The sequence below is a fragment of the Bacillus sp. FJAT-27251 genome (assembly GCF_001273925.1).
Taxonomy (GTDB): Bacteria; Bacillota; Bacilli; order Bacillales; family Cytobacillaceae; genus Mesobacillus_B.
The window spans coordinates 3,094,265-3,115,292 of the sequence record NZ_LIGG01000001.1 but is presented as its reverse complement, the minus strand read 5'-3'; the positions used below and the strand labels follow the sequence as shown (position 1 = coordinate 3,115,292).

The 21,028-nt window shown below is 44.3% G+C and carries 17 protein-coding genes; 5 read left to right on the top strand and 12 right to left on the bottom strand.

Going from position 1 to position 21,028, the window contains the following annotated elements; genetic code table 11:
• Positions 1–94 precede the first annotated feature (94 nt).
• The 7 genes from ADU22_RS14440 to ADU22_RS14410 form a co-directional block, all read right to left on the bottom strand.
• On the bottom strand, positions 95–1,423 hold the full coding sequence (locus ADU22_RS14440; protein WP_053362787.1) for an alpha-glucosidase/alpha-galactosidase: 1,329 nt from the start codon (positions 1,421–1,423) through the stop codon (positions 95–97).
• A 57-nt stretch (positions 1,424–1,480) separates the two neighbouring features.
• Positions 1,481–2,371: a carbohydrate ABC transporter permease gene (locus ADU22_RS14435; RefSeq protein WP_082253017.1), complete on the bottom strand. Its 891-nt coding sequence runs from the start codon at positions 2,369–2,371 to the stop codon at positions 1,481–1,483.
• Between the two features lie 2 nt (positions 2,372–2,373).
• Complete coding sequence (locus tag ADU22_RS14430; RefSeq protein WP_053362786.1) at positions 2,374–3,261, bottom strand: carbohydrate ABC transporter permease; 888 nt, start codon at positions 3,259–3,261, stop codon at positions 2,374–2,376.
• A gap of 25 nt (positions 3,262–3,286) precedes the next feature.
• On the bottom strand, positions 3,287–4,612 hold the full coding sequence (locus ADU22_RS14425) for an ABC transporter substrate-binding protein (protein ID WP_053362785.1): 1,326 nt from the start codon (positions 4,610–4,612) through the stop codon (positions 3,287–3,289).
• 85 nt (positions 4,613–4,697) lie between these two features.
• Positions 4,698–5,843, bottom strand: coding sequence for a LacI family DNA-binding transcriptional regulator (locus tag ADU22_RS14420; RefSeq protein ID WP_053362784.1), 1,146 nt, complete (start codon positions 5,841–5,843; stop codon positions 4,698–4,700).
• Positions 5,844–6,003: 160 nt separating this feature from the next.
• Complete coding sequence (locus ADU22_RS14415) at positions 6,004–7,620, bottom strand: FMN-binding glutamate synthase family protein (protein ID WP_082252868.1); 1,617 nt, start codon at positions 7,618–7,620, stop codon at positions 6,004–6,006.
• A gap of 35 nt (positions 7,621–7,655) precedes the next feature.
• On the bottom strand, positions 7,656–8,285 hold the full coding sequence (locus ADU22_RS14410; RefSeq protein WP_053362783.1) for an NAD(P)H-binding protein: 630 nt from the start codon (positions 8,283–8,285) through the stop codon (positions 7,656–7,658).
• A gap of 346 nt (positions 8,286–8,631) precedes the next feature.
• On the opposite strand from ADU22_RS14410, the gene ADU22_RS14405 reads away from it, so the two are divergent.
• Positions 8,632–10,080 carry a L,D-transpeptidase family protein gene (locus ADU22_RS14405; RefSeq protein ID WP_053362782.1) on the top strand — a complete coding sequence of 483 codons (1,449 nt, stop codon included), beginning with the start codon at positions 8,632–8,634 and terminating at the stop codon, positions 10,078–10,080.
• An 88-nt stretch (positions 10,081–10,168) separates the two neighbouring features.
• Here ADU22_RS14405 and ADU22_RS14400 read toward each other — a convergent pair whose 3' ends face one another.
• Positions 10,169–10,522 carry a hypothetical protein gene (locus tag ADU22_RS14400; protein ID WP_156324356.1) on the bottom strand — a complete coding sequence of 118 codons (354 nt, stop codon included), beginning with the start codon at positions 10,520–10,522 and terminating at the stop codon, positions 10,169–10,171.
• Between the two features lie 203 nt (positions 10,523–10,725).
• Between ADU22_RS14400 and ADU22_RS14395 the strand changes: the two genes are divergently transcribed.
• Complete coding sequence (locus ADU22_RS14395) at positions 10,726–11,688, top strand: arsenic resistance protein (RefSeq protein ID WP_053362780.1); 963 nt, start codon at positions 10,726–10,728, stop codon at positions 11,686–11,688.
• A gap of 24 nt (positions 11,689–11,712) precedes the next feature.
• Here the strand turns inward: ADU22_RS14395 and ADU22_RS14390 are convergent, their stop codons facing one another.
• Positions 11,713–12,678 (bottom strand): alpha/beta hydrolase, encoded by a 966-nt coding sequence (locus ADU22_RS14390; protein ID WP_053362779.1) that lies wholly within the window; start codon positions 12,676–12,678, stop codon positions 11,713–11,715.
• Positions 12,679–12,825: 147 nt separating this feature from the next.
• Between ADU22_RS14390 and ADU22_RS14385 the strand changes: the two genes are divergently transcribed.
• Positions 12,826–14,070 carry an MFS transporter gene (locus ADU22_RS14385; protein WP_053362778.1) on the top strand — a complete coding sequence of 415 codons (1,245 nt, stop codon included), beginning with the start codon at positions 12,826–12,828 and terminating at the stop codon, positions 14,068–14,070.
• A 95-nt stretch (positions 14,071–14,165) separates the two neighbouring features.
• Here ADU22_RS14385 and ADU22_RS14380 read toward each other — a convergent pair whose 3' ends face one another.
• A complete protein-coding gene (locus ADU22_RS14380; protein WP_053362777.1) occupies positions 14,166–14,801 on the bottom strand; it encodes a YczE/YyaS/YitT family protein in 636 nt (211 codons plus the stop codon).
• A 170-nt stretch (positions 14,802–14,971) separates the two neighbouring features.
• Between ADU22_RS14380 and rluF the strand changes: the two genes are divergently transcribed.
• The gene (gene rluF / locus ADU22_RS14375; RefSeq protein WP_053364586.1) at positions 14,972–15,679 is read left to right on the top strand and encodes a 23S rRNA pseudouridine(2604) synthase RluF; all 708 of its coding nucleotides are present in this window, start codon (positions 14,972–14,974) and stop codon (positions 15,677–15,679) included.
• A gap of 149 nt (positions 15,680–15,828) precedes the next feature.
• Here rluF and ADU22_RS14370 read toward each other — a convergent pair whose 3' ends face one another.
• Positions 15,829–16,185, bottom strand: a complete 357-nt coding sequence (locus ADU22_RS14370; protein ID WP_053362776.1) for a nucleotide excision repair endonuclease — start codon at positions 16,183–16,185, stop codon at positions 15,829–15,831.
• A gap of 313 nt (positions 16,186–16,498) precedes the next feature.
• Here ADU22_RS14370 and ADU22_RS14365 point away from each other — a divergent pair, with 313 nt between their 5' ends.
• A complete protein-coding gene (locus ADU22_RS14365; protein WP_156324355.1) occupies positions 16,499–20,161 on the top strand; it encodes a polysaccharide deacetylase family protein in 3,663 nt (1,220 codons plus the stop codon).
• A gap of 90 nt (positions 20,162–20,251) precedes the next feature.
• On the opposite strand, the gene ADU22_RS14360 is transcribed toward ADU22_RS14365, so the two are convergent.
• A complete protein-coding gene (locus tag ADU22_RS14360; RefSeq protein ID WP_053362775.1) occupies positions 20,252–20,926 on the bottom strand; it encodes a hypothetical protein in 675 nt (224 codons plus the stop codon).
• Between the last annotated feature and the right edge of the window lie 102 nt (positions 20,927–21,028).

Genomic DNA, 21,028 nt, shown 5'->3' with positions numbered 1-21,028 from the left:
TGATGCAAATTCAAGTAAGTTTACAAAAAAGCACCAGCTTGTTCCTGACAAATCAGACGCGGCTGGTGCTTTCTATTATTCCTTATAATTGCCTTTAGTTCTGACCGACTATGACCTTCTGGTTCAAGTTTCTCCCAGAGGTGAAGGTTGGAAGATGCTCCTTGTGTCCTTCCAGCAGTTCACTGGTCATTGCCCAGATTTCATCCAGTGACAAAACGGAAGATGTATGAGGATCCAGCATCACCGCTTGGTAAACATAATCTATATTTCCCGTTAAAACTGCTTCGACAGTTAACTGCTGAACATTGATATTCGTCATGTTCATAGCAGCAAGATGAGGCGGAATATCTCCTACATGGCAAGGCTGAATGCCAGCTTTATTCACAAGGCATGGAACCTCGACACATGAGTTATTTGGCAAGTTTGTTATTAAATCTGTATTTAGCACATTGCCCCATACTACAAGGTTGGATCCAGTTTCAATAGCATGTATAATCGGCGCACCGTATTCATGGCTTTTCTCCACAGGGAATGATTCACCTTTGTTAATTTTTTGCTTGGTTTCTTCAAATCTCTCAAGGTTCACTTCACTCCGGCGGACATATTCATCAATAGGAATGTCAAACCGCTGTATTAAATCTTCCCGTTTAATGAAATATGGGGTATATTCTGACATATGCTCACTTGATTCGGTTACAAAGTAATTCAACCTTCGCATCATTTCAAATCGTACTTTATCCTTCTTAAAAATCTCTGGCTTTTCCATGGCTTCAAAAAGTTCAGGATAAAGATTTGTTCCATTTCTTTTTAATTCGAGGAACCACGCCATATGATTGATTCCGGCAACCTTGTAGTCCAGTTCTTCAACTGGAATGTTTAAATAGGAAGCCAGATCATCAGCCGTATTTTGTACACTATGACAAAGACCGATGGATTTAATTGGGGTCGCCTTTTGGATCGCAAGCATCAGCATTGCCATAGGATTCGTATAATTCAATAGCAAGGCTTCGGGACAAACCTCCTCCATGTCTCTGCAAATTTCCAGCATGACCGGTATAGTACGCAAGGCACGGAAAACTCCGCCAACTCCTAGCGTGTCAGCAATTGTTTGCTTCAATCCATATTTTTTCGGGATTTCAAAATCGATAAGGGTGGATTCATGCATTCCTACTTGAATCAAATTTAAAACATAATCTGCGCCGGTCAAAGCCTCTTTACGATTTAGGGTTGCTTGCACGCTTGCTTTTCCGCCGTTTTGTTCTACCAGTTTATTTGCCATTTTCTCCGCTGTTTTGAGCCGTTCCTCATTAATGTCTGTCAATGAAAAGTTCGATTCAGCCAATTCTGGATAACTTAAGATATCCGTAATGAGCCTCTTTGCAAAGACGACGCTCCCAGCGCCAATAATTGTAATTTTCACCATAATAAATCCCCCTATAATTCTTTCACTCTAATAAATGCAAAACTCATTTCATATAACTTATTCTTTCATACCTGAACTAACCATTCCTTGAATAAAATAGCGCTGGAAGATTAGAAAAACAACGAGCATTGGAATCATAGATAGCAGTGTCAACGACATTAACTGTGGCCACTCGATGAAATGTTCTCCTTTGACCATGGCCAAACCTAATTGAACGGTGTACATACTTTGCTCGGAGACCGCGATCAACGGCCAGGCGAGTTCATTCCAGCGCCACATGAACGTAAAAATCACCAGTACTGCTATCAGAGGCTTTACATTGGGGAGAATGATCTTTCTGAAAATCGTGAACTCCCCTGCTCCATCCATCCTCGCTGATTCGATAAGCGAATCAGGAATGTTCATAATATACTGTCTCGCCAGGAACAGCCCAAAAGCCTCTGCAGCCCTTGGAACAATTAAGCCAGCATAAGTATTAATCCAATCCAGATATTTTAGAATATAAAAATTCGGCACCATGGTAATTTGGACAGGAATAATCAGTGTACTTAACACCATCATGAACAGGAAGTTCCTGCCMCTAAATTTATACTTGGCAAACGCATACCMTGCCAAACAGTTAATAAATACCGTCAAGGCAACAGCAAGGATGCTGACAATCAGACTATTGCCAACATACCCTGCGAATGGCGCTGCATTCAAAGCATCCGAAAAGTTACTCCAATGCAGCGTTTTTGGAAGGATTTGTATATCTTTGGCCGCTACCTCAGAAGGAGATTTTAGAGCTGTCGATAGCATCCATATAAACGGAATCAAAAAAAGAAAAGAGGTTACGCATAAAACAAGGAAGATACTTAGAGTTTTAATATTAAGTTTTTTTGTTCGAGACACAGGGACACCAATTACTCGGGAAACTTTATGATGTTTGGCAAGGATAGGTTTATTCATGCTCAATCCTTCTCCCTCCCCAGTCTCATTTGCATCATTGTCAGAAGCATAACGATAAAGAAGAAAAATGTACCAATTGCTGAGGCATAGCCCATTTCACCTTCAGTAAAGGCCTTTTGATAGATATACTGAACAATCACCGTTGTGGAATAGCCAGGACCGCCATTCGTCATTGTAAAAACTAAATCAAATACCATAAAGCCATGAATGACTTCCATAACCAAGATAAAAGTTGTTGTTGGTTTCAGCATCGGCAAAGTAATCCGCCAAAACTTCTGCCATCCGTTTGCTCCATCCATATCCGCTGCTTCATAAAGTGAATCGGGAACTGCTTGTAAACCAGCGAGGTAAATGACAAGACAGTATCCAATTCTTACCCAAAGTGTTGTAAGTATAATGGCTGGCATAGCCCAAGTTGAGGATGAAAGCCAATCTACCCCCTGCAAACCGAACCAGCTTAGGACCTCATTAAACAATCCGTAGTTTGGGTTGAACATCCAGGACCAAATTAGCCCGGCGGCTACCAGTGAAACGACCACAGGAGCAAAGAAAATAGTCCTAAACATAGCTCTAAGCGGGACCTTTTGGTTGAGAAGGAGTGCCCCAATTAATCCAAATGCTGCACTAAAAGGAACAGTTCCTGCAGTATAATAAACAGTATTCCAGAGGGAGGTCCAAAAGACTTTATCTTGGAACATCCTTGCATAATTATCAAACCAGGTTAGGTTAGGCTTTCCAAATAAACCCCATTCATAGAAACTAATATAGAAAGTAAACAAAATTGGGATGATCATGAAGGTGAAAAATAAGAGAATATTAGGCGCAATAAATAGATATGGAATGATCTTTATCGATCTCTTTTCATACCATCTGGCAATACTAGAAACCAATTGGCCTCCCTCCTTCTACATTTTTTTATGGTTCTAGAATGCTGTTAATTTTCGCTTCCAATTCCTTCGCAACCTGTTCTGGTGTTTTGCCTTGCGTGTACAATTCCTCAATTGAATCACCAAGAGCCTGATTAATTTTACTGAATTCAGGAGTTGTTACAGTTTGGGCCAGTTCTTCAGGCACTGTTTGGGACTGCTCAATAAATAGTTCCATCATACCTGGATCTTCAATTTCATATTCAAACGGACCTGTAATGTCTGTACGACTTGGCAAGAATAACCCTTGCTCTACAAATGTCTTCATATTTTCTTTTTCGCCCATAAACGCAACGAATTTCTTTGCAGCTTCTGCTTGTTTGCTGTTTGCCGGAATGGCAAGACCGTTGCCGCCAAGGTCAGACGCAGCGGTCTTTTTAGCAGGCATATAGGTTACTCCCCATTCATAATCCTTCATATCGGATTCAAATTTTGGGATCATCCAGTTTCCGTTAATCAGGAGACCTGCATTTCCCGATGTGAATAGCATGGTAGCGTCATCTGAACCTTTCATGCTATTACCCTTAGACATATAATTTTTGTAAGTATCTTGGAGGAAGGTTAATGTTTCAATTGCTTCTGGAGTGGTTACGTTTGCTTTCTTTAAATCTTCTGTAAGCAATGATGCACCGTTCTGGAAGAAGAATGGAAGAGTTCGATAAGCTGAAGAAGCGGTAGTGTTGCTGGCAAGTCCATTAGGTGCCAAGCCTTTTTCTTTAATTTGCTTTGCCACATCTGCTAACTCTTCCCATGTCCAAGCATCCTCCAGGGCTTCCGGAGCTTTGATTCCCAGCTCATCCAGGTATGTTTTATTGTAAAAAACTGCAAGAGTATCAGTATGGTGAGGAAGACCGAAAATCTTGTCTTTGAAAGTTACCGCAGTTAACAAACTTGGGTTAAAATTGGATTTATCTTTTCCCATTGTCTCGGTGATATCCAATAATGCACCCTTACTCGCAAACTCCCCTATTTTTTGGTATTGTACACGGAACACATCAGGAGCATCATTTCCTCCCATCCGAGTTTGAAGCTTCGTGTAATAATCCCCTTGATTCGGCGGTGGAACCTGGCTTTTCTTTACCTTTATATCTGGATTCTCCTCTTCAAACTTGGCAACCAAATCATTGAATCCCTTTTCTTCTCCACCCGCAGCAGCCCAGTACACAAATTCTATCGTTGTCTTTCCACTTTCCTTTCCTGGTTCCCCGCTGGCTGAAGATTCTTCAGAAGAGCCTGCGCAGCCGCTAAGGATGAAGATTAAAAGAAGAATAGATAAACTTTGAATGTTCATAAACCTTTGTAAAAGCGCTTTCATTTTGCCCAATCCCCCTAATTGTAAATTTTTTCAAAGATACCGCAAGGTAATAGAATAATCACCCCCTTTCAAATATAAGAAGCTCTTATATCAATTGCCCGCAACTTTTACGGACAACCAATTCAGTCGGTAAATAAGAAGTCAGTGGCAAGGGAATACTCCCTTCCATTCTTTGTAGCAGCATCTTCACAGAAATTCTTCCCATTTCTTCTTTATAAACTCTTACTGTAGAAAGTGGAGGGCTGACAAACTTGGACATTTCGATATCATCAAAGGAAACAATTGAGATGTCCTGCGGGATATTCATGCCTTCCTCTTGAATTGCTCTGTACGCTCCATGCGCCATCTGGTCACTTGCAGAGAAGATGGCGGTCGGGCGTTCCTTTCCTCCAAGAATCTTTTTCATTGCAGTATATCCCCCTTCTATTGTGAAGCGTCCATCCTGCACCCAATCTGGATTTATTGATATTTTCTTAGAAACCAAGATGCTCTGAAACCCTCGAAAGCGATCATCTTCTTTTTCTGACAATCCAAGGTATGGCGTGCTTGCACTTATACAGGCAATTTTTCGATGCCCCAAGTTCATTAAATGTTGAACTGCTCTTTCGGCCGCCTTAAAAAAGTCCACTGTTACATAATCCAAATTTATTTGCGGGGTGCCGCCCACCGAAAGAACAAATGGAATTTTACTAGATAAATTCTCAAGCAATTCGGTCTGTATTGGACCAACTACAATAATTCCGAGATTTTCAAGATCAAAGTTGTCAATAAAATCAAGGTTCAAGATGTCTTTTTGATCGTATGTAAAGTTCAATGTTAAACCTTGGTCAAGCAATTCCCGCTCTATTCCATAGATAACTTCACTAAAAAACGGATCCTGATACTTTCCTTTCATGTTGTATAAAATGCAGCCAATTTTTTTCTCATTTTTTCTGTCCTTTTTTCTATCATGTATTTTCTGGTAGCCTATCTCTCTCGATATCCGGAAAATTTCTTCTCTAGTCTCTTGAGGAATTGATGTTACTCCATTATTCAACACTCTTGAAACTGTTGATACAGAAACGTTCACCTTGTCTGCTATGTCCTTTAATGTCACTTTCATATGGCCATTCCCTTTCTTTTTCAGAAATATAACAGAAAATTTTCCTGTAGTTTTCTGAATTAATTTAATAATATCCTCTTTCGGAAAAAACATCAACATGTTTTCTGAAAAATCTACTTTTTTATCCAATCTCATTTCTATCTTATATCAAAAAATGACATAGTGATATAAGACATAGGAGGAAATACTTATCATTCTACAAATCCGAATAACTCTGTCCCTTATAAATGATTGAGATATGCTTTAATAACATGAAGGAAGCCAGACTAAGCGTCTGGCTTCCTTCGTATCATCGAGCCACTTTTTCCTTTTCCCTAATCTCTGTCACCTTTTCCGGATTCAGGGTAACATCATCCACGGAGGAAATCCTTCCCCACTCGTCCTTATGCACGATATGCTTCCGTTCGAATTTGGTCGGAGTATCAAGGCCGGCAGCACCTGCCAGGTTGAACAGTCCTTCCCTTATTGAGACAACATAATTGGCGACGCGGTATTGTTTTTCCTCAACCACAAGGCCATCCTGAAGCTTAGGGTCCGTCGTAGCAACCCCGGCGGGACAATGGTTGGTATGGCAAATTCCTGCCATAATGCAGCCGACGCTGATCATGAAGCCCCGGGCGATTTGGACGAGGTCGGCGCCGAGTGCGAGGGCAACGGCAATTTTATCCGGAGTGACCAGCTTGCCGGATGCAATGATTTTGACCCTGTCACGCACTCCGTATTTTTTCAGCATCTCATCGACTAGCGGCAAGGCCGACATGATTGGCAGCCCGACAGCATCCGCAAGCTCCTGGTAAGTGGCCCCGGTTCCTCCTTCACCGCCATCGACGGAAATGAAATCGGGTCCCTTGCCTGTTTCTTTCATGATTTTTGCCATTTCCTCAAGCGAGTCCATGTCCCCGACGACAATCTTGATGCCCACTGGCTTGCCGCCGATATCCCTCATTCTTTCCACGAAATCAAACAGACCGTAGTAGTCGCTGAATTCGTAGAACCGGTTAGGACTGTTGATTGTTTTCCATGGCTCCACAAGGCGGATGCGGGCAATTTCCTCGGTCACTTTCTGCCCTTCGATATGCCCGCCGCGGATTTTCGCACCTTGTGCCAGCTTAATTTCAAAGGCCTTTACCTGTTCAATCTCACTTTTCTTTTTGAATTCCTCCCAGGAAAATTCTCCTCCGGGAGTCCGGACGCCGAACAACCCTGGACCGATTTGCATCATGATATTGGGATTCCCGGCAAGATGATAAGGAGACAGTCCCCCTTCCCCGGTGTTCATCCAGGTTCCTCCAGCAAGGCCAAGTCCTTTTGAAAGAGCCGTAATCGCATTTTCCCCGAGTCCGCCGTAGCTCATCGCCGACTGCCCGACAAGCCCATTTAACGTGAACGGCTCCTGGCAGGTATGTTCCCCAATGATAACAGCATCCTCTTCACGGAGAAGGTACGGGTCAATCTGCCGGTCTTCCCTGTGCTCCTTCCGGCTCATAAGCCCTTCTTCATCAATTTCATACACTTTTGTATTGATTTTTTGGCTGTTGTCGATTCGCAGTTCTTCCCTGAGTTTCGGGAACATGCTGTTGCGGATGTAGTAACCGCCTTCATTAAAATTCCGTTCCGAACCAAAGCCAATCAGGCGCTCCTTGTATTTCCCCGCTTTGACCACATCCTGGAATTCCTTTCTTGAAAACGGTGTGCCTTCAGTATTGCTTTGGAATAAATACTGCCTGAGCTCGGGTCCAATCTGCTCTGTCATGTACCGGATCCGGCCCAGCAAGGGAAAATTCCTCAGGATAGAATGCTGTTTTTGCGTATCATCTTTGCGGTAAAGATAGGCCGCGGCTGCAGCCGTTCCGAGGAAAGCGCTCCCCTTCAATACCGCAGGAAGATATTTTTTCATTTTGGACATGTAGTGGGTCCCCCTTTGCTGTATTAGGATGAAACTTACAATTGCTGAAGCGCCTCGCGAATCGGCGTTTCGCCTGATGTCACATCGAAGGTTTTATTGAACGACTCCCTGCTGTCGAGAGCTTCGACCAGGACCGATGCCAAATCCTCCTTTGGAATTTCGCCATGCTCACCTTTCAGTGAAGGCGCTGCATTTACCTTTCCGCTTCCCGGCTTTTCCACAGGCTCGCTCGGCCTTACGATTGTATAGTTGATCTCTTCCTGCCTTAAAAGCTCCTCCGCCTGGTTTTTGCCTCCAATGGTGCCAGGACCGCCGCTTTCATTTTCATCAGCACGCAACGGACTGAGCAGAACAAACCTCTGCACACCATGTTCACTGGCCGCTTCCACCGAAGCTATCATGGTCTGATGGTCGATGAGGATGGGTTTTCCCTCTCCGGTCCTTGGGCTTGCAGCTCCCAGATAAATGACCGCCTCACAACCGGAAAATGCCTCCAGAAAATCCTGCGTTTCCATGACAACCACTTTCGAGGCACCAATTTTCGTCATCAACGATACTTTGTTTTGCGAACCTACAACTGCAACCGGCTCATGCTCCTTATCCGCCAACAGTTTGATAACATGCTCACCTGTCATATCCTCCGTTCCGATCACAAGTACTCTCATTTGTATGCCTCCTGATAGGTTGATATTAGATATCTACCACTTTAAAAGCTGTGGAAACCATAAAAGAAAGCCTGACCGCAGGGCCAGGCTTTCAAAACGTAATGATAATGTAAAAAGGAATTTTTTTAATCGTGACTGAAACTTATGCATGCTCCCTTACGTTTTAAAAAATAGTGGAAAATCACTGTTCCAATTATATCCAAAGGAGGAAAATAAAAAAACTTAGGAAACTTCCAAGAAACGACAAATTTCATTTAAACCTATCTTGTAGAATTGTAGTTAAAGTGTAATATATAGGTAATGTAAATGTAAACTTTTTGAAAGAACTCCAAGGTATGGGGGAGGAATGGGTATGGCACAAGTCGTACAAACAGATGAGATCATTCATCTATCACGTCAAAAACAAAACAAATGGTATAAAAACTGGAAAATAATTGTTCCAGGGGTTCTTGCCTTGCTGGCTGTCATCGTGGGGGCCATGAGCTATTACCAGGCAACCCATTTTAATTTTAATAGAACAATCAATGGAATCAATGTCAGCGGCCTTACAGCCGAAAATGCCCTCAACAAGCTGAAAACTACTGCGTTAAATAATGATATTTATATAGAAGGCCAATTAATCCTTAATGGAAAAGACACAGAAATGCATGTTACCCAAGAGGATCTGCCCCAGATCAAAAAGCTGCTGAAAAGCCAATGGACCTTCTTTCCTTCTTTCAGGGAAAGCAATTATTCATTGATGCCAAGCAAGCAGGATGAATATCGGGGCATGATGCTTAAAAACGATCTGGAACAAAAACTTCTCTCACTGAATGCCGGGCTGACCTCAGCCATCGATTCCCACGCTTCCCTTGAGAATGGCAAGATTGTGATATCCAAAAGCGTGGATGGAAAACAATATGACGTTGAAAATTTACTTAAAGAATACGACCAACATGGTTACACTAGTGAAATCCATCTGAGCCCGCTCTATCTTAGCGCCATTAAGGAAGACAGCGAGACGGTGAAGAAGGAAGAGAAAACCCTTCAGGCGCTTCTCGACCATACCGTGGAATATAAGGTTCAGGATAAGATTCATTCTATTAAAGGCAGCGATTATATTAAAAATGCCACGGTTTCAAAAGAAATGAAAGTCTCGGTTGACCCAGGCGACCTTAAAAAGAAAATCGCCGAAATCAATAACACCCAATCCACACTGGGGAAAGATTTTCAATTCAAGACCCATTCAGGTTCCGTCGTTTCTGTTAAAGGCCAAGGCTACGGCTGGGCACTAGATGTCGATAAGGAAACCGCAGCCATCCAAAAAGCATTTGAAAATGGGGAAACTTCGGTTTCCGTTTCCCATATTCGCGGAAACGGCTGGAACAATGAGGGATACGGCTATGAGACAACTGCCAATAACGGCATCGGAGACACCTATGCCGAGGTATCCATCAAAGAACAGCGGATTTGGATTTACCGGGATGGAAAGCAGGTGTTTACAACCAATGTCGTGACCGGCAAACATAGTACAGGGGAAGACACTTCCCCGGGAGTATGGTATATCCTTTTTAAACGCTCTCCATACACCCTTAATGGCACCTCGGTCGGCAGCGGCACTTATTCAATCCAGGTCGATTATTGGGCGCCGTTCACCAACAGCGGCCAAGGATTCCATGATGCAAGCTGGCGGACCAACTGGAACAGCAATGCCTACCTCACAGCAGGCTCCGGCGGCTGCGTCAACGTCCAGGCCAACGTCATGAAAACCGTCTACGACAACCTCAACGTACACGACCCCGTAGTCGTCTACTGAAGCACGGGGAAGGTTCTCCTGCATCAAAAAATAAACTCAGGAAATCATGACAGTGATTTCCTGAGTTTTTTTATGCGTGTTTGCTAGTTTATCTAGCTGTCCTAATTGGAATCCCTCTTGGACATGAGCAAACGGTTTCCGCTTCAATTTGTACGAATGGAGCATACATTCGGACTTGAGGCACCAGTTTTCGCTTCTGCCTGTCCGAATGGGATTTGCTTTCGGACTCGGGACACCGGTTTTCTCCCCGGCCTGTCCGAATCAGACCTCCATTCGGACTCGAAACACCGGTTTTCCTCTGCCTGTCCGAATCAGACCTCCATTCGGACTCGAACCGTCGCTTTTCTCCCCGGCCTGTCCGAATCAGACCTCCATTCGGACTCGAGACACCGGTTTCCTTCTCGACCTGTCCGAATCCGACCTCCATTCGGACTCGAGACACCGGTTTCCTCCTCGCCCTGTCCGAATCAGACCTCCATTCGGACTCGAAACACCGGTTTCCTCCTCTGTCTGTCCGAATCAATCCTGCATCCCGCTGTTAACGTTCTGTCAGGCAGGCGCGATTGCCACCCCTGCTTCCCAAAAGCTTTCCCCATTATGGTAGAATGGCAGGGATGCAAATTTTTCATGTCAGGTGGATTTACTTTGAGTTTAATCGAGAAGCTGTATACATTAATCATTTTCTTATCGGTCATGTTTGGATTAATCATCGGCCAGGCAGAGATCATTCGCACCCATGCGGCCGTTTTGATTGTGCCTTTATTGACCTCCATGCTGTATATCACATTCCTGCAAATTCCCCTTGAAAATATAAAAAGAGCTTTTAAGAATCTTAGGTTTACATACACTTCCGTCATCATCAATTTTGTCTGGACACCTCTTTTCGCCTGGTTCCTGGCATCCTTGTTTTTAGGTGATAACGAAGCTCTCTACATCGGCTTCATTATGCTGATGGTCACCCCCTGCACCGACTGGTATTTGGTCTTTACCGGAATTGCCAGGGGAAACGTGGCTTTATCAACTGCAGTCCTGCCCTTGAACTTCGTTCTGCAGGTCATCCTGCTGCCTGCCTACCTCCTTGTTTTTGGCGGTGCTTCCGGGATTATTGAACTTGAATTCCTTATTGAAAGTATTTTGCTAGTTTTGGTCCTGCCTTTTCTTTTGGCTTCTCTAACAAAAGCATCCTTTAGAAACAGGGAGAGGATTCAGGAGAAGATCCTATACAGGTTAAGTGCTTTCCCCATCCTCTTCCTCAGCCTGGCGATTGCTGCGATGTTTGCTTCCCAGGGACAATTGCTGCTCGAAAACCTGGAACTGATGGGACAAATCGCCATTCCGATACTGGTGTTTTTTGCGATTAATTTTATCATTAGCCAAAAGGTCGGCCAGTTAATGAAATTCCCTTATGAGGACCGGGCAAGCCTTAGCTTGACCACCCTGGCAAGGAATTCACCAATAGCCCTGGCCATTGCGATGACAGCTTTTCCGGATCAGCCGCTGATTGCCTTGACCCTGGTGATCGGCCCACTGCTGGAATTGCCGATTCTCGCCGTCATCACCCAGCTGCTATTGGTTCGGTCAAAGAATGTAAAAAGCACACATCCATGACGGCGATGTGTGCTTATAATTATTTTAATCCATATACTTGTCAACAAAGCCCCAAAGAGTATTCCAGTAGGTGACTGGGTCGACTTTTTCAGCGTCTCCATGATTCGCTTCCGGAATTATGAGTTTTTCTTTTTCCACATTGGCAGCATTATACACTTCATCCAGCATTTCAAACGGAACAAACGTATCTGCTTCCCCATGGATGAATAGCATTGGTGTATCGCTTTTGGCAACCTGTTTCACTGCATTTGCTTCATAAAGGTCATAGCCCGCCCGAAACCTGGTTACTGTATTGGCTGCGTTCATTACGGGAAACTCCGGCAGCCCGAACAAATCATCAAGCTGATAGACAAACACCTCGCTGACAGAGGAATAACCGCAATCTTCAACAATTACTTTGACGTTGGCAGGAAGCTCCTTTTCCCCGGATGCCATCATGACCGTCGCGCCTCCCATTGAAATCCCGAACAGGACGATTTCCGCTTCCGGGTCCCTTTCAATGATTTGTTCAATCCATAACAGCAAGTCCTTGCGGTCATGCCACCCCATGCCAATGTAATCCCCTTCGCTGTCTCCATGGCTGCGAAGGTCGGGGGCAACCACATGATAGCCTTTTTCGTGAAAATTCCGGATGTACCTTGTCATGCTCTCGGCATTGCTGGTATACCCATGGACGACGACCGCCCACTTATGCTCCAGGACATCATTTGCATAAACATTCGCATTCAAGTTAAGCTTGAGCTTGTCCGCTGAGACGACCTTCCACTTTGACGGCTTATGCTCTTTTTTAAAAGTATCGTCCGCCTGCTCCGCTTCCTCGGCAACCGATGCCGATACCGCTTCACTTTCGGCCAGATGCGGATTTCCTTCCAGGAACTCCTTTTCCTGCTGGGCACTTAACGCGAAATTGTAAAAGTAGTTCCCCACCAAAACATAGGCTGCCGCAAGCAGGACAACCAGGACTCCAGCCGTGATTCCAATTTTCTTCATACACGCGCGCTCCTGTCATTCTTTTATCTTTTTCCATTTTATCATTATGCCGTTGTATGGATAGGACTTTTTTGCTACGATTATTCAGACCATATTACCAATGTAGTAAAGGCACGCCAAAATTTCATGGAAATGAGTTGTTAGTAAATGAACATTGCCCCCGTTACTCCCAGGGATAATTGGGTTAAAAACATCACCCTCTTTTTAAGCAGCCAGACCATCTCCCTCTTCGGTTCGTCCCTTGTCCAATACGCCATCATGTGGCATATTACGCTCTCGACACAATCTGGATTGATGATGACGTTCTATATCATTTGCGGTTTTATTCCTACCTTTATTTTGTCTCCGGTGGCAGGTGTGTGGGCCGACCGCTATAACCGGAAAATTCTCATCATTGCAGCAGATGGTCTCATCGCAATTTCCACTCTTATTCTTGCCATCCTGTTTTTAAATGGCTATGATGCCATTTGGCTGCTCTTTTTGATGGCAGCAATCCGGGCGGTTGGAACAGGGATTCAGACTCCTGCTGTTGGTGCGATTTTACCTCAGATTGTTCCAAAAGATAAGCTGACAAAGGTGAACGGCATAAACGGCAGCATCCAAGCCATCATCATGTTTGTCTCACCAATGGTCAGTGCCGCCCTGCTGGCCACGACATCGCTTGAAGTCATCTTTTTCATTGATGTCATCACAGCGGCGCTTGCAATTGTTACCCTGATGGGCTTCCTGAAGATCAAGGTACATCAGAAGGCAGCGGAAAAGATTACAACAAGTTATTTCAGCGACTTTAAGGAAGGACTGCGGTATGTAGGCGGCCATGCTTTTTTGAAAACATTCTTTCTGTTCTTTGCCATTTTCTTCGTGTTGATGGCTCCTGCCTCCTTTTTAACGCCACTGCAGGTTACACGCAGCTTTGGCGCAGATGTATGGCGGCTGACTGCCATCGAGATTGCCTTTTCAGTCGGCATGATGGCGGGAGGGGCGATTATTGCTTCCTGGGGAGGATTTCCGAATAAAATCAAAACCCTTACCCTTTCAAGCATGGTGATGGGCGTGTGTACATTGGCGCTTGGCATCGCCCCGGCGTTTTGGTTGTATTTAGCGTTCATGGCATTGTTCGGGGTGGCATTGCCGCTGTTCAATACACCTGCCACAGTGCTGTTACAGGAGAAAATCGAAGAAAATTATCTGGGGAGAGTGTTCGGCGTCCTTGGGATGATTTCGACCTCGATGATGCCGATTGGCATGCTCATCTTCGGTCCCATTGCCGATGTCATCCAGATTGAATGGCTTCTTTTCGGGACAGGAGCCTTGATTATATTTCTTGCGGTCTTCATGGGCCGGAATAAAGTGCTCCTTGAAGCCGGAGAACCGGTTATGAACCCTGAATAAATAAAAAGGCAGAGTTGGATCTGCCTTTTTTGCTTGGATTGTTTGAGTACCACTTTCGAACTTAACCCAGTTTTTATATAGCTGTTTTAATCGTTTTAAGCAGCCAGCTTTTTATGCTCTTCCTTCCCAAGAAAATACTCCAGCAGTGTTTTGCATTGCGGCAAGGAAAAACCAACAATCGGTCCCAGGAAAAAGGCAATGATGACTGTTCCGATTCCAATAGGCCCCCCCAATAACCAGCCCAATATGAGGACCAAAAGTTCCATCCCATTCCGGACCCATTGTATGCTCCAACCCGTTTTGGCAGCAATCATGATCATAATGCTGTCACGCGGCCCTGAACCCAGGTCAGCGGAAACATAAAGCCCAATTCCATATCCGATAAGGACAATGCCCAGAATAAAGGAAATCACTGCTCCTATTACACTATCGACGCTTGGCAGCAGCCAAATAAACAAGTCAATAAAAATACCAAGCAGAAGCATATTTAAAAAGGCGCCTATCTTTGGGATTTTTTTCGCTGCAAGGGCAGAAGCCGCAAGCAGCAGGAATCCTGTAAGGATGGACCAGGAGCCAATCGTCAGTCCGATTTTCATTGACAGTCCATAATGGAACACATCCCAAGGTCCTATTCCCAGCAGCTTTCCTTGAACCGTCAAGGCAACTCCCAATGCCAGTACCATAAGCCCGAAAACAAAAAAAGACCACCGAAGGATCCATTCTTTTTCCATAATATCTCCTCAAATCTTCAAAAATTCAGCTAGACCACTATACCATAGCCTGTATACCGGTATCCATAAAAAATTAATGGCAATCCGGGGGCCCCGTTTTGATTACCCTTTTAAAATGGGGTATAGTAAATAAGCTATTAATCCATTTTTAACATAAGGTTGTGATTACGATCCGAATCAATAAATACATTAGTGAAGCGGGAAAAGCATCAAGAAGGGGTGCCGATAAATTAATTAGTGAAGGAAGAGTCACCATTAACGGGAAACGGGCCCAAATAGGCGACCAGGTGAATCCCGGGGATGATGTACTCGTAAATGGAGCGCCTGTCCGGGTGGCCAGGAATAATGTTTATATCGCTTTGAATAAACCTGTAGGAATTACAAGTACGACAGAAAAGAATGTCAAAGGAAATATCGTCGATTTAGTCAACCATCCATTGAGGATTTTTAATATCGGCCGGCTGGATAAAGATTCTGAAGGCTTAATCCTTCTTACAAACGATGGCGACATCGTCAATGAAATACTGCGAGCTGAAAACAAGCATGAAAAAGAATATATTGTTTCAGTGGACAAGCCGATTAATCCCGAATTTGTGAAGAATATGTCGGAGGGTGTGAAGATACTGGGAACCAAAACACTTCCATGTAAAGTAACGCCTTTATCAAAATTTGATTTTCAAATCATCCTGACTCAAGGGTTGAACCGCCAGATTCGACGCATGTGCGAAGCATTAGGCTACGAGGTATATAGGCTGCAGCGCATAAGGATCATGAATATCCATCTGGGCAATCTCCCCCCTGGTCAATGGAGGGATTTATCAAAGAAAGAGAAAACCCAATTATTCAGAGACCTGGACTATGAACCAAGGGAATGGTAAGAAGCCCGAAGTTATGAATGGAAATAACCCGGGAAGAAGCGATCAGACACGTCGCTTCTTTTTCATTTTCTATAAAATAAAAACCCGCCAATTGGCGAGTCCGTTGTTTTCCAGTTGGGGATGCTAAATTCTCCCTGTTGGTGATTCACTTACCTAAAAAACACCTTGTCGATATTGTATTTTGATTTGAGTTCATTAATGATATACGTTTCGTAAATTTCCCTATGGACCGGATCATCGATGACACAAACCTCGATTCTGGTTACCTCTTCCCTATGCAACTTGATCGGAGAAACAGTATCCTCAAAATGCTTTTTTATCCTTTGCCTTAATTTCCTCGCCTTTCCAACAAAGAGCAGTTCCTTATGCTGGTTATAGAACATAAAGATCCCCCCCTTGTCTCTAGGGATAAGATGAAAATCAGTAAACCCATAAATATTGCTTAATTCAGGGTTCTTCTGTTTCGTAATGGTAACAGTTGGTTTTGGAATACTGATGTTGATCACTAGCGTTCACTTCCTCTTTCGTTTATCTTTGTCAATGCTATCATAGCGTTATATAAAATGCCATTTACTTATAATGATTATCCTCATTACATATTTTCATGAATGCCGTTTTTCAAGCAATTTCCCCTGAACTTCCAATGAATATTTAATATAGTAAAAAAACTTTCCGTCCTACCCCCAGAATAGTAAGCTTGCAGCCTAAGCTTGTTTTGTAAGTCATTTTTCAATGTGTCATCCGTAAGTATAAGCTGGGATAGGATTTTTTGTGAATCAACTTACATATTACGGCACTTACCCATAAGGAGGAGTTTTTGTGAATGCGATTTTGAGGTGGAGTGTCAGGTCCTTGTTTGCCCCTGTGACCGGAAATGCAGGTGCGGTTGCAAGTACCCTCGGGTTTTTCCTGGCCTTTCTGCCAATTGATATCTTACTGAAAATAGCTTTGTTGCCCGCATTATCCCTTATGCTGCGGCTTAATGTCATCGCCTTATACCTGGGGGCGTTTATCACATTTTTCATTCCMCATATTCGAGACCTGCCCATATTGCATCTATTGAATGATTCGTGGCTGCTCTCCGTCCTGGAAAGTAAAATGAGCTCTTCCCAAGCGGTTATTTCAGGGATTTTCGGAGGATTCATTGGCCTTCTCTGTTATTTTTTCTTCCACTGGTTTTACAATTTAGGACTGAAAAAAAACCAGAAGAGCCATGATCATGTTTTCCTTGATCCTGCTAAAAGACGCTGGACGATTATTAAGCGGATGACTACAGGCTTTCTGATTCTACTGGCCGTGGTCTCTGCTATTTTTATTGAAAGTCTAAGTACCACCCCCGAATTACCGGAGCTCAGATTAGATAGCAGGAGCACAGCAGATAACGGGATTGAACCAATTAATGAAAGAATAAAAGAAAACGAGCTGTCCCCACCTTCTATTGATTTAAAAATGTCTAACAAGGCACAACTGCAGGAGCAGCAGGAAGTGTATGCTTTTTACGTCGATTGGGATGAAAACAGCAAAACTTCGTTTAATAAAAATAAAGATTCCATTTCAACCTTGATACCGGAGTGGCTGCAGCTGACTTCTAATCTTGACCTTATGACCAGGATTGACCAGTCTATTGTGGAAGAAGCAAAAGCACATAATATCAAAATCCTTCCCCTTGTTAATAATGTAGTAAACGACCAGTGGGATGGCGATGCATTGCACCGCTTATTTACTGAGCCTGGAGCACAGGAAAAGTTTATTAATAGCATGCTTACATATGTACAAAGAAATGACTTTGATGGTATTAACATCGATTTTGAGGAAATTCAGCCAAGGGATCGAGACCATTTCACGCAGTTCATGGAAAAAGTCTATCAAGCTTTTCATCCCAAAGGGCTGATGGTCACAGTGGATGTTCCGCCAAATAATTCAAGTTTTGATTACGCTGCCTTGGCGGCCAGCGCTGACCGTATGATGGTCATGTTATATGACGAGCACCATGCCCAGAGCAAGCCTGGACCGATTGCATCGATTGAGTGGGCAACACACAGCTTTCGCGAATTGAGTATTCCTCCTGAAAAGTTGATCATTAGCTTAGGAAGCTATGGGTATGACTGGGAAGAAGGCTCCAGCCAGCCAGCGAAACCAATCACCTTCCAGGAAGTCATGAACCTGGGGACCGGGACAGACCTCCAAATTTATTGGAGCAAACAAGCGGGCAACCCTTATTTACGTTATAAAAAGAACGAAAAGAACCACACCATCTGGTTTTTGGATGCCGCGACCTTCTATAATCAAATGAAATTGGCGATTGGCAGCGGCTCAAATGGAATCGCCCTTTGGCGGCTAGGCTCCGAAGATCCTGCCATCTGGAATTATATAAATCAGCCTGCTGAACTCATCAAGCCAACAGACGCGCTTAACACCCTGGCAAGTCCCAATCAGGTGCACCATACAGGTGACGGAGAAATTCTGACCATTGCTTCTCAATCAGCAGAAGGAAAACGGAAATTGGAATGGGGAGCAGACGGGCTGATCCAGAGTGAAACCTATGTTACTTTACCAGAGCCCACTCAAGTCATCCGGCACGGAAAACCCCAATCCAAGGAAATTGTCCTTTCTTTTGATGATGGCCCGGATCCAGCTTATACACCGCAAATCCTGGACATTCTCAACGAGCATCAAATCAAAGGGACCTTTTTTATTCTTGGGGAAAATGCTTTGCAGAATCGTGACCTGATTAAACGAATGCATGAAGAAGGCCATGAAATAGGCAGCCATACATTTACACATCCTGACATTACAGCGATTACCCCAATACGACTAAAAATGGAGGTTAATGCAACTCAGCGATTGTTCCAGGAAATCACCGGCCATTCGATGACCCTGTTCCGTCCGACCTATGATGCTGATACAATGTTAGCGACCGAAAGCGAGCAATCGGCCATATGGCAGGCACAGGAGATGGGTTATACGATGGTTGGCCAAAGCATTGATTCAAGCGATTGGAAAGGACTTTCCAGCAAGGAAATCGTTGACGAAATCCTTTTCCAGCTGCCAGAGGGAAATGTGATTTTGTTTCATGATGCCGGCGGCGACCGGTCGAGTACAGTAGAAGCCTTGCCTATGGTCATTAAGGAGCTTAAACAACAGGGCTACACCTTTACGACCGCGGGGGAACTGATTGGAAAAAGCTCCAGCTCAATTAATCCTGCTGTTCACGAGGCCAGTCCTTATTCAATCTACAACAAAGCTGTATTCCTCCTCATGGAAGGCTGGAAATCTGGACTTGCCATTCTGTTCTATTCGGCCATCCTTTTGGGAATACTTCGGCTGGCCCTGTTTGTTTTCCTTTCAGGAAGACAGGTGAAACGGTACAGGGAAACAAGGCACGAACATGGTTTCACACCTTTTGTCTCTGTTGTCATTGCCGCCTATAATGAAGAAAAAGTGATTTGCAACACGATTGATTCCATTTTAGCGAGTGATTATCCAAATTTTGAAATATTGATTATTGACGATGGATCCACGGATGATACGTCTCTGGAGGTCAAAAAAGCGTACGCCAGCCATCCCCTTGTGAAATTGATCCAAAAGGCCAATGGCGGAAAATCTTCGGCCGTCAATCTTGGTTTTAAGGAAGCATCAGGAGAGATCGTAATTGCTCTTGATGCGGACACTCTCATAGCCGAAAATGCCATTTCCCTGCTTGTCAGCCATTTTAAGAATGAACATGTAGCTGCAGTTTCAGGGAATGTAAAGGTCGGCAATAAGGGAAATCTCTTGACAAACTGGCAGCACATCGAATATGTGACTGGCTTCAATTTAGAGAGAAGGGCCTTTGCCGCCCTTAATTGCATTACGGTTGTACCCGGGGCAATCGGTGCCTGGCGCAAGACAGCGGTGGCAGAAGCCGGCTATTTTCAAGAAGATACGCTGGCAGAAGATACAGACCTAACTCTTGCTTTATTACGCAACGGGAAGAAGATTGAATTTGAAGAAAAAGCTTACGCCTTTACAGAAGTGCCGGAAGATGTGAAGAGCTTGGCAAAACAGCGATACCGGTGGGTTTATGGGACGCTGCAATGCCTGTGGAAACATCGGGACGCTTTATTCAATAAAAAACATGGCTCACTAGGGTTTATCGCCCTCCCAAACATGTGGCTTTTCCAGTACCTCTTTCAAATCATCTCGCCCATAGCGGAGATTCTGTTTGTATTCGCCCTGTTTTCAGGACATGGCGGAAAAGCACTGATTGGGTTTATTCTTTTCTATTTGCTGGATTTGTCTGCGTCGCTCTATGCCTTCAGGTTGGAAAAGGAAAGTCCCAAAACGCTATGGTCCCTGCTGCTCCAGCGAATCTTGTACAAGCAGCTGATGACTTATGTGGTGATAAAATCCCTCCTGTCAGCAATTAAAGGCGTAACCGTTGGCTGGGGGAAACTTAAGCGCAACGGAAATGCCACCCAGGACATGACAATTGAAGGTTAACCTAATAAGACCTTTCCCATTTGGGGAAGGCTTTTTTCTTCACAGAAAAAAGATCACCTCTCTGTGGTGATCCCTTTAACTGGTTAGCATTTAATTGTCTTTCTTTCCGTTTTGTTCCCGATTGGCCGTTCCCTTATCTTTCGCAGCTTGGGAAATCTCCTGCCCCCGATTTGTTGTCGCAGCATTTTCACTCTTTACAGTGGCCTTCGCAGCTGCATTTTCATTCGGGGTTCTCTCAGGTTCGTTGGCCGGAGCCCGATTTGCAGGTTTAGGAGCCGGAGCTGATTTGGAAGGTTCCTTAGGCGGAGCAGGACTGACAGGTTCGACAGGACTCCTCACACTGGCCGGCTTTGGTGGCGGAGCAGCTGACGGTGCGGCCTTTGCTGGAGCGCTTGCTTTCGGAGCAGGCCGGCTTGGTTGGCTGCTGGTGGCCATACTGCCGGAAGCAGATGATTTTTGAGTTGTTGTTTTTGTCGCCTTGTTCCCGCCAGTCTGGTTGGAAACCGAATTAGCTTGGATTGCCGGTTTTCTTATTGGACGAGCAGAATCATCAGAAGCCCCTTTTTGTGCCTCTTTCCGATTTGTGTCTGTAACGGCTATCTCCTGTTTCCTGATCAGCCCGGTTTTCCTGGAATCCCCCGACATATGGAAAGAAAGTTCTTTGGCGATAAGACTCATGGGTTCTGGCAAGAAAGAATTGGTCACAGAAAAGGTAACCGCCCCTGCTAAAACCATTGCAATGGCACCCTTGGATTTGTTACTCATTAAATTCCCCTCATATTCTTTATATCTAAAAAAGAATACGATAGACACCGCCACAATGTGGGGGTAATAAGGCAGATTCCTCGTCGGGCAAAGGGCCAGGAA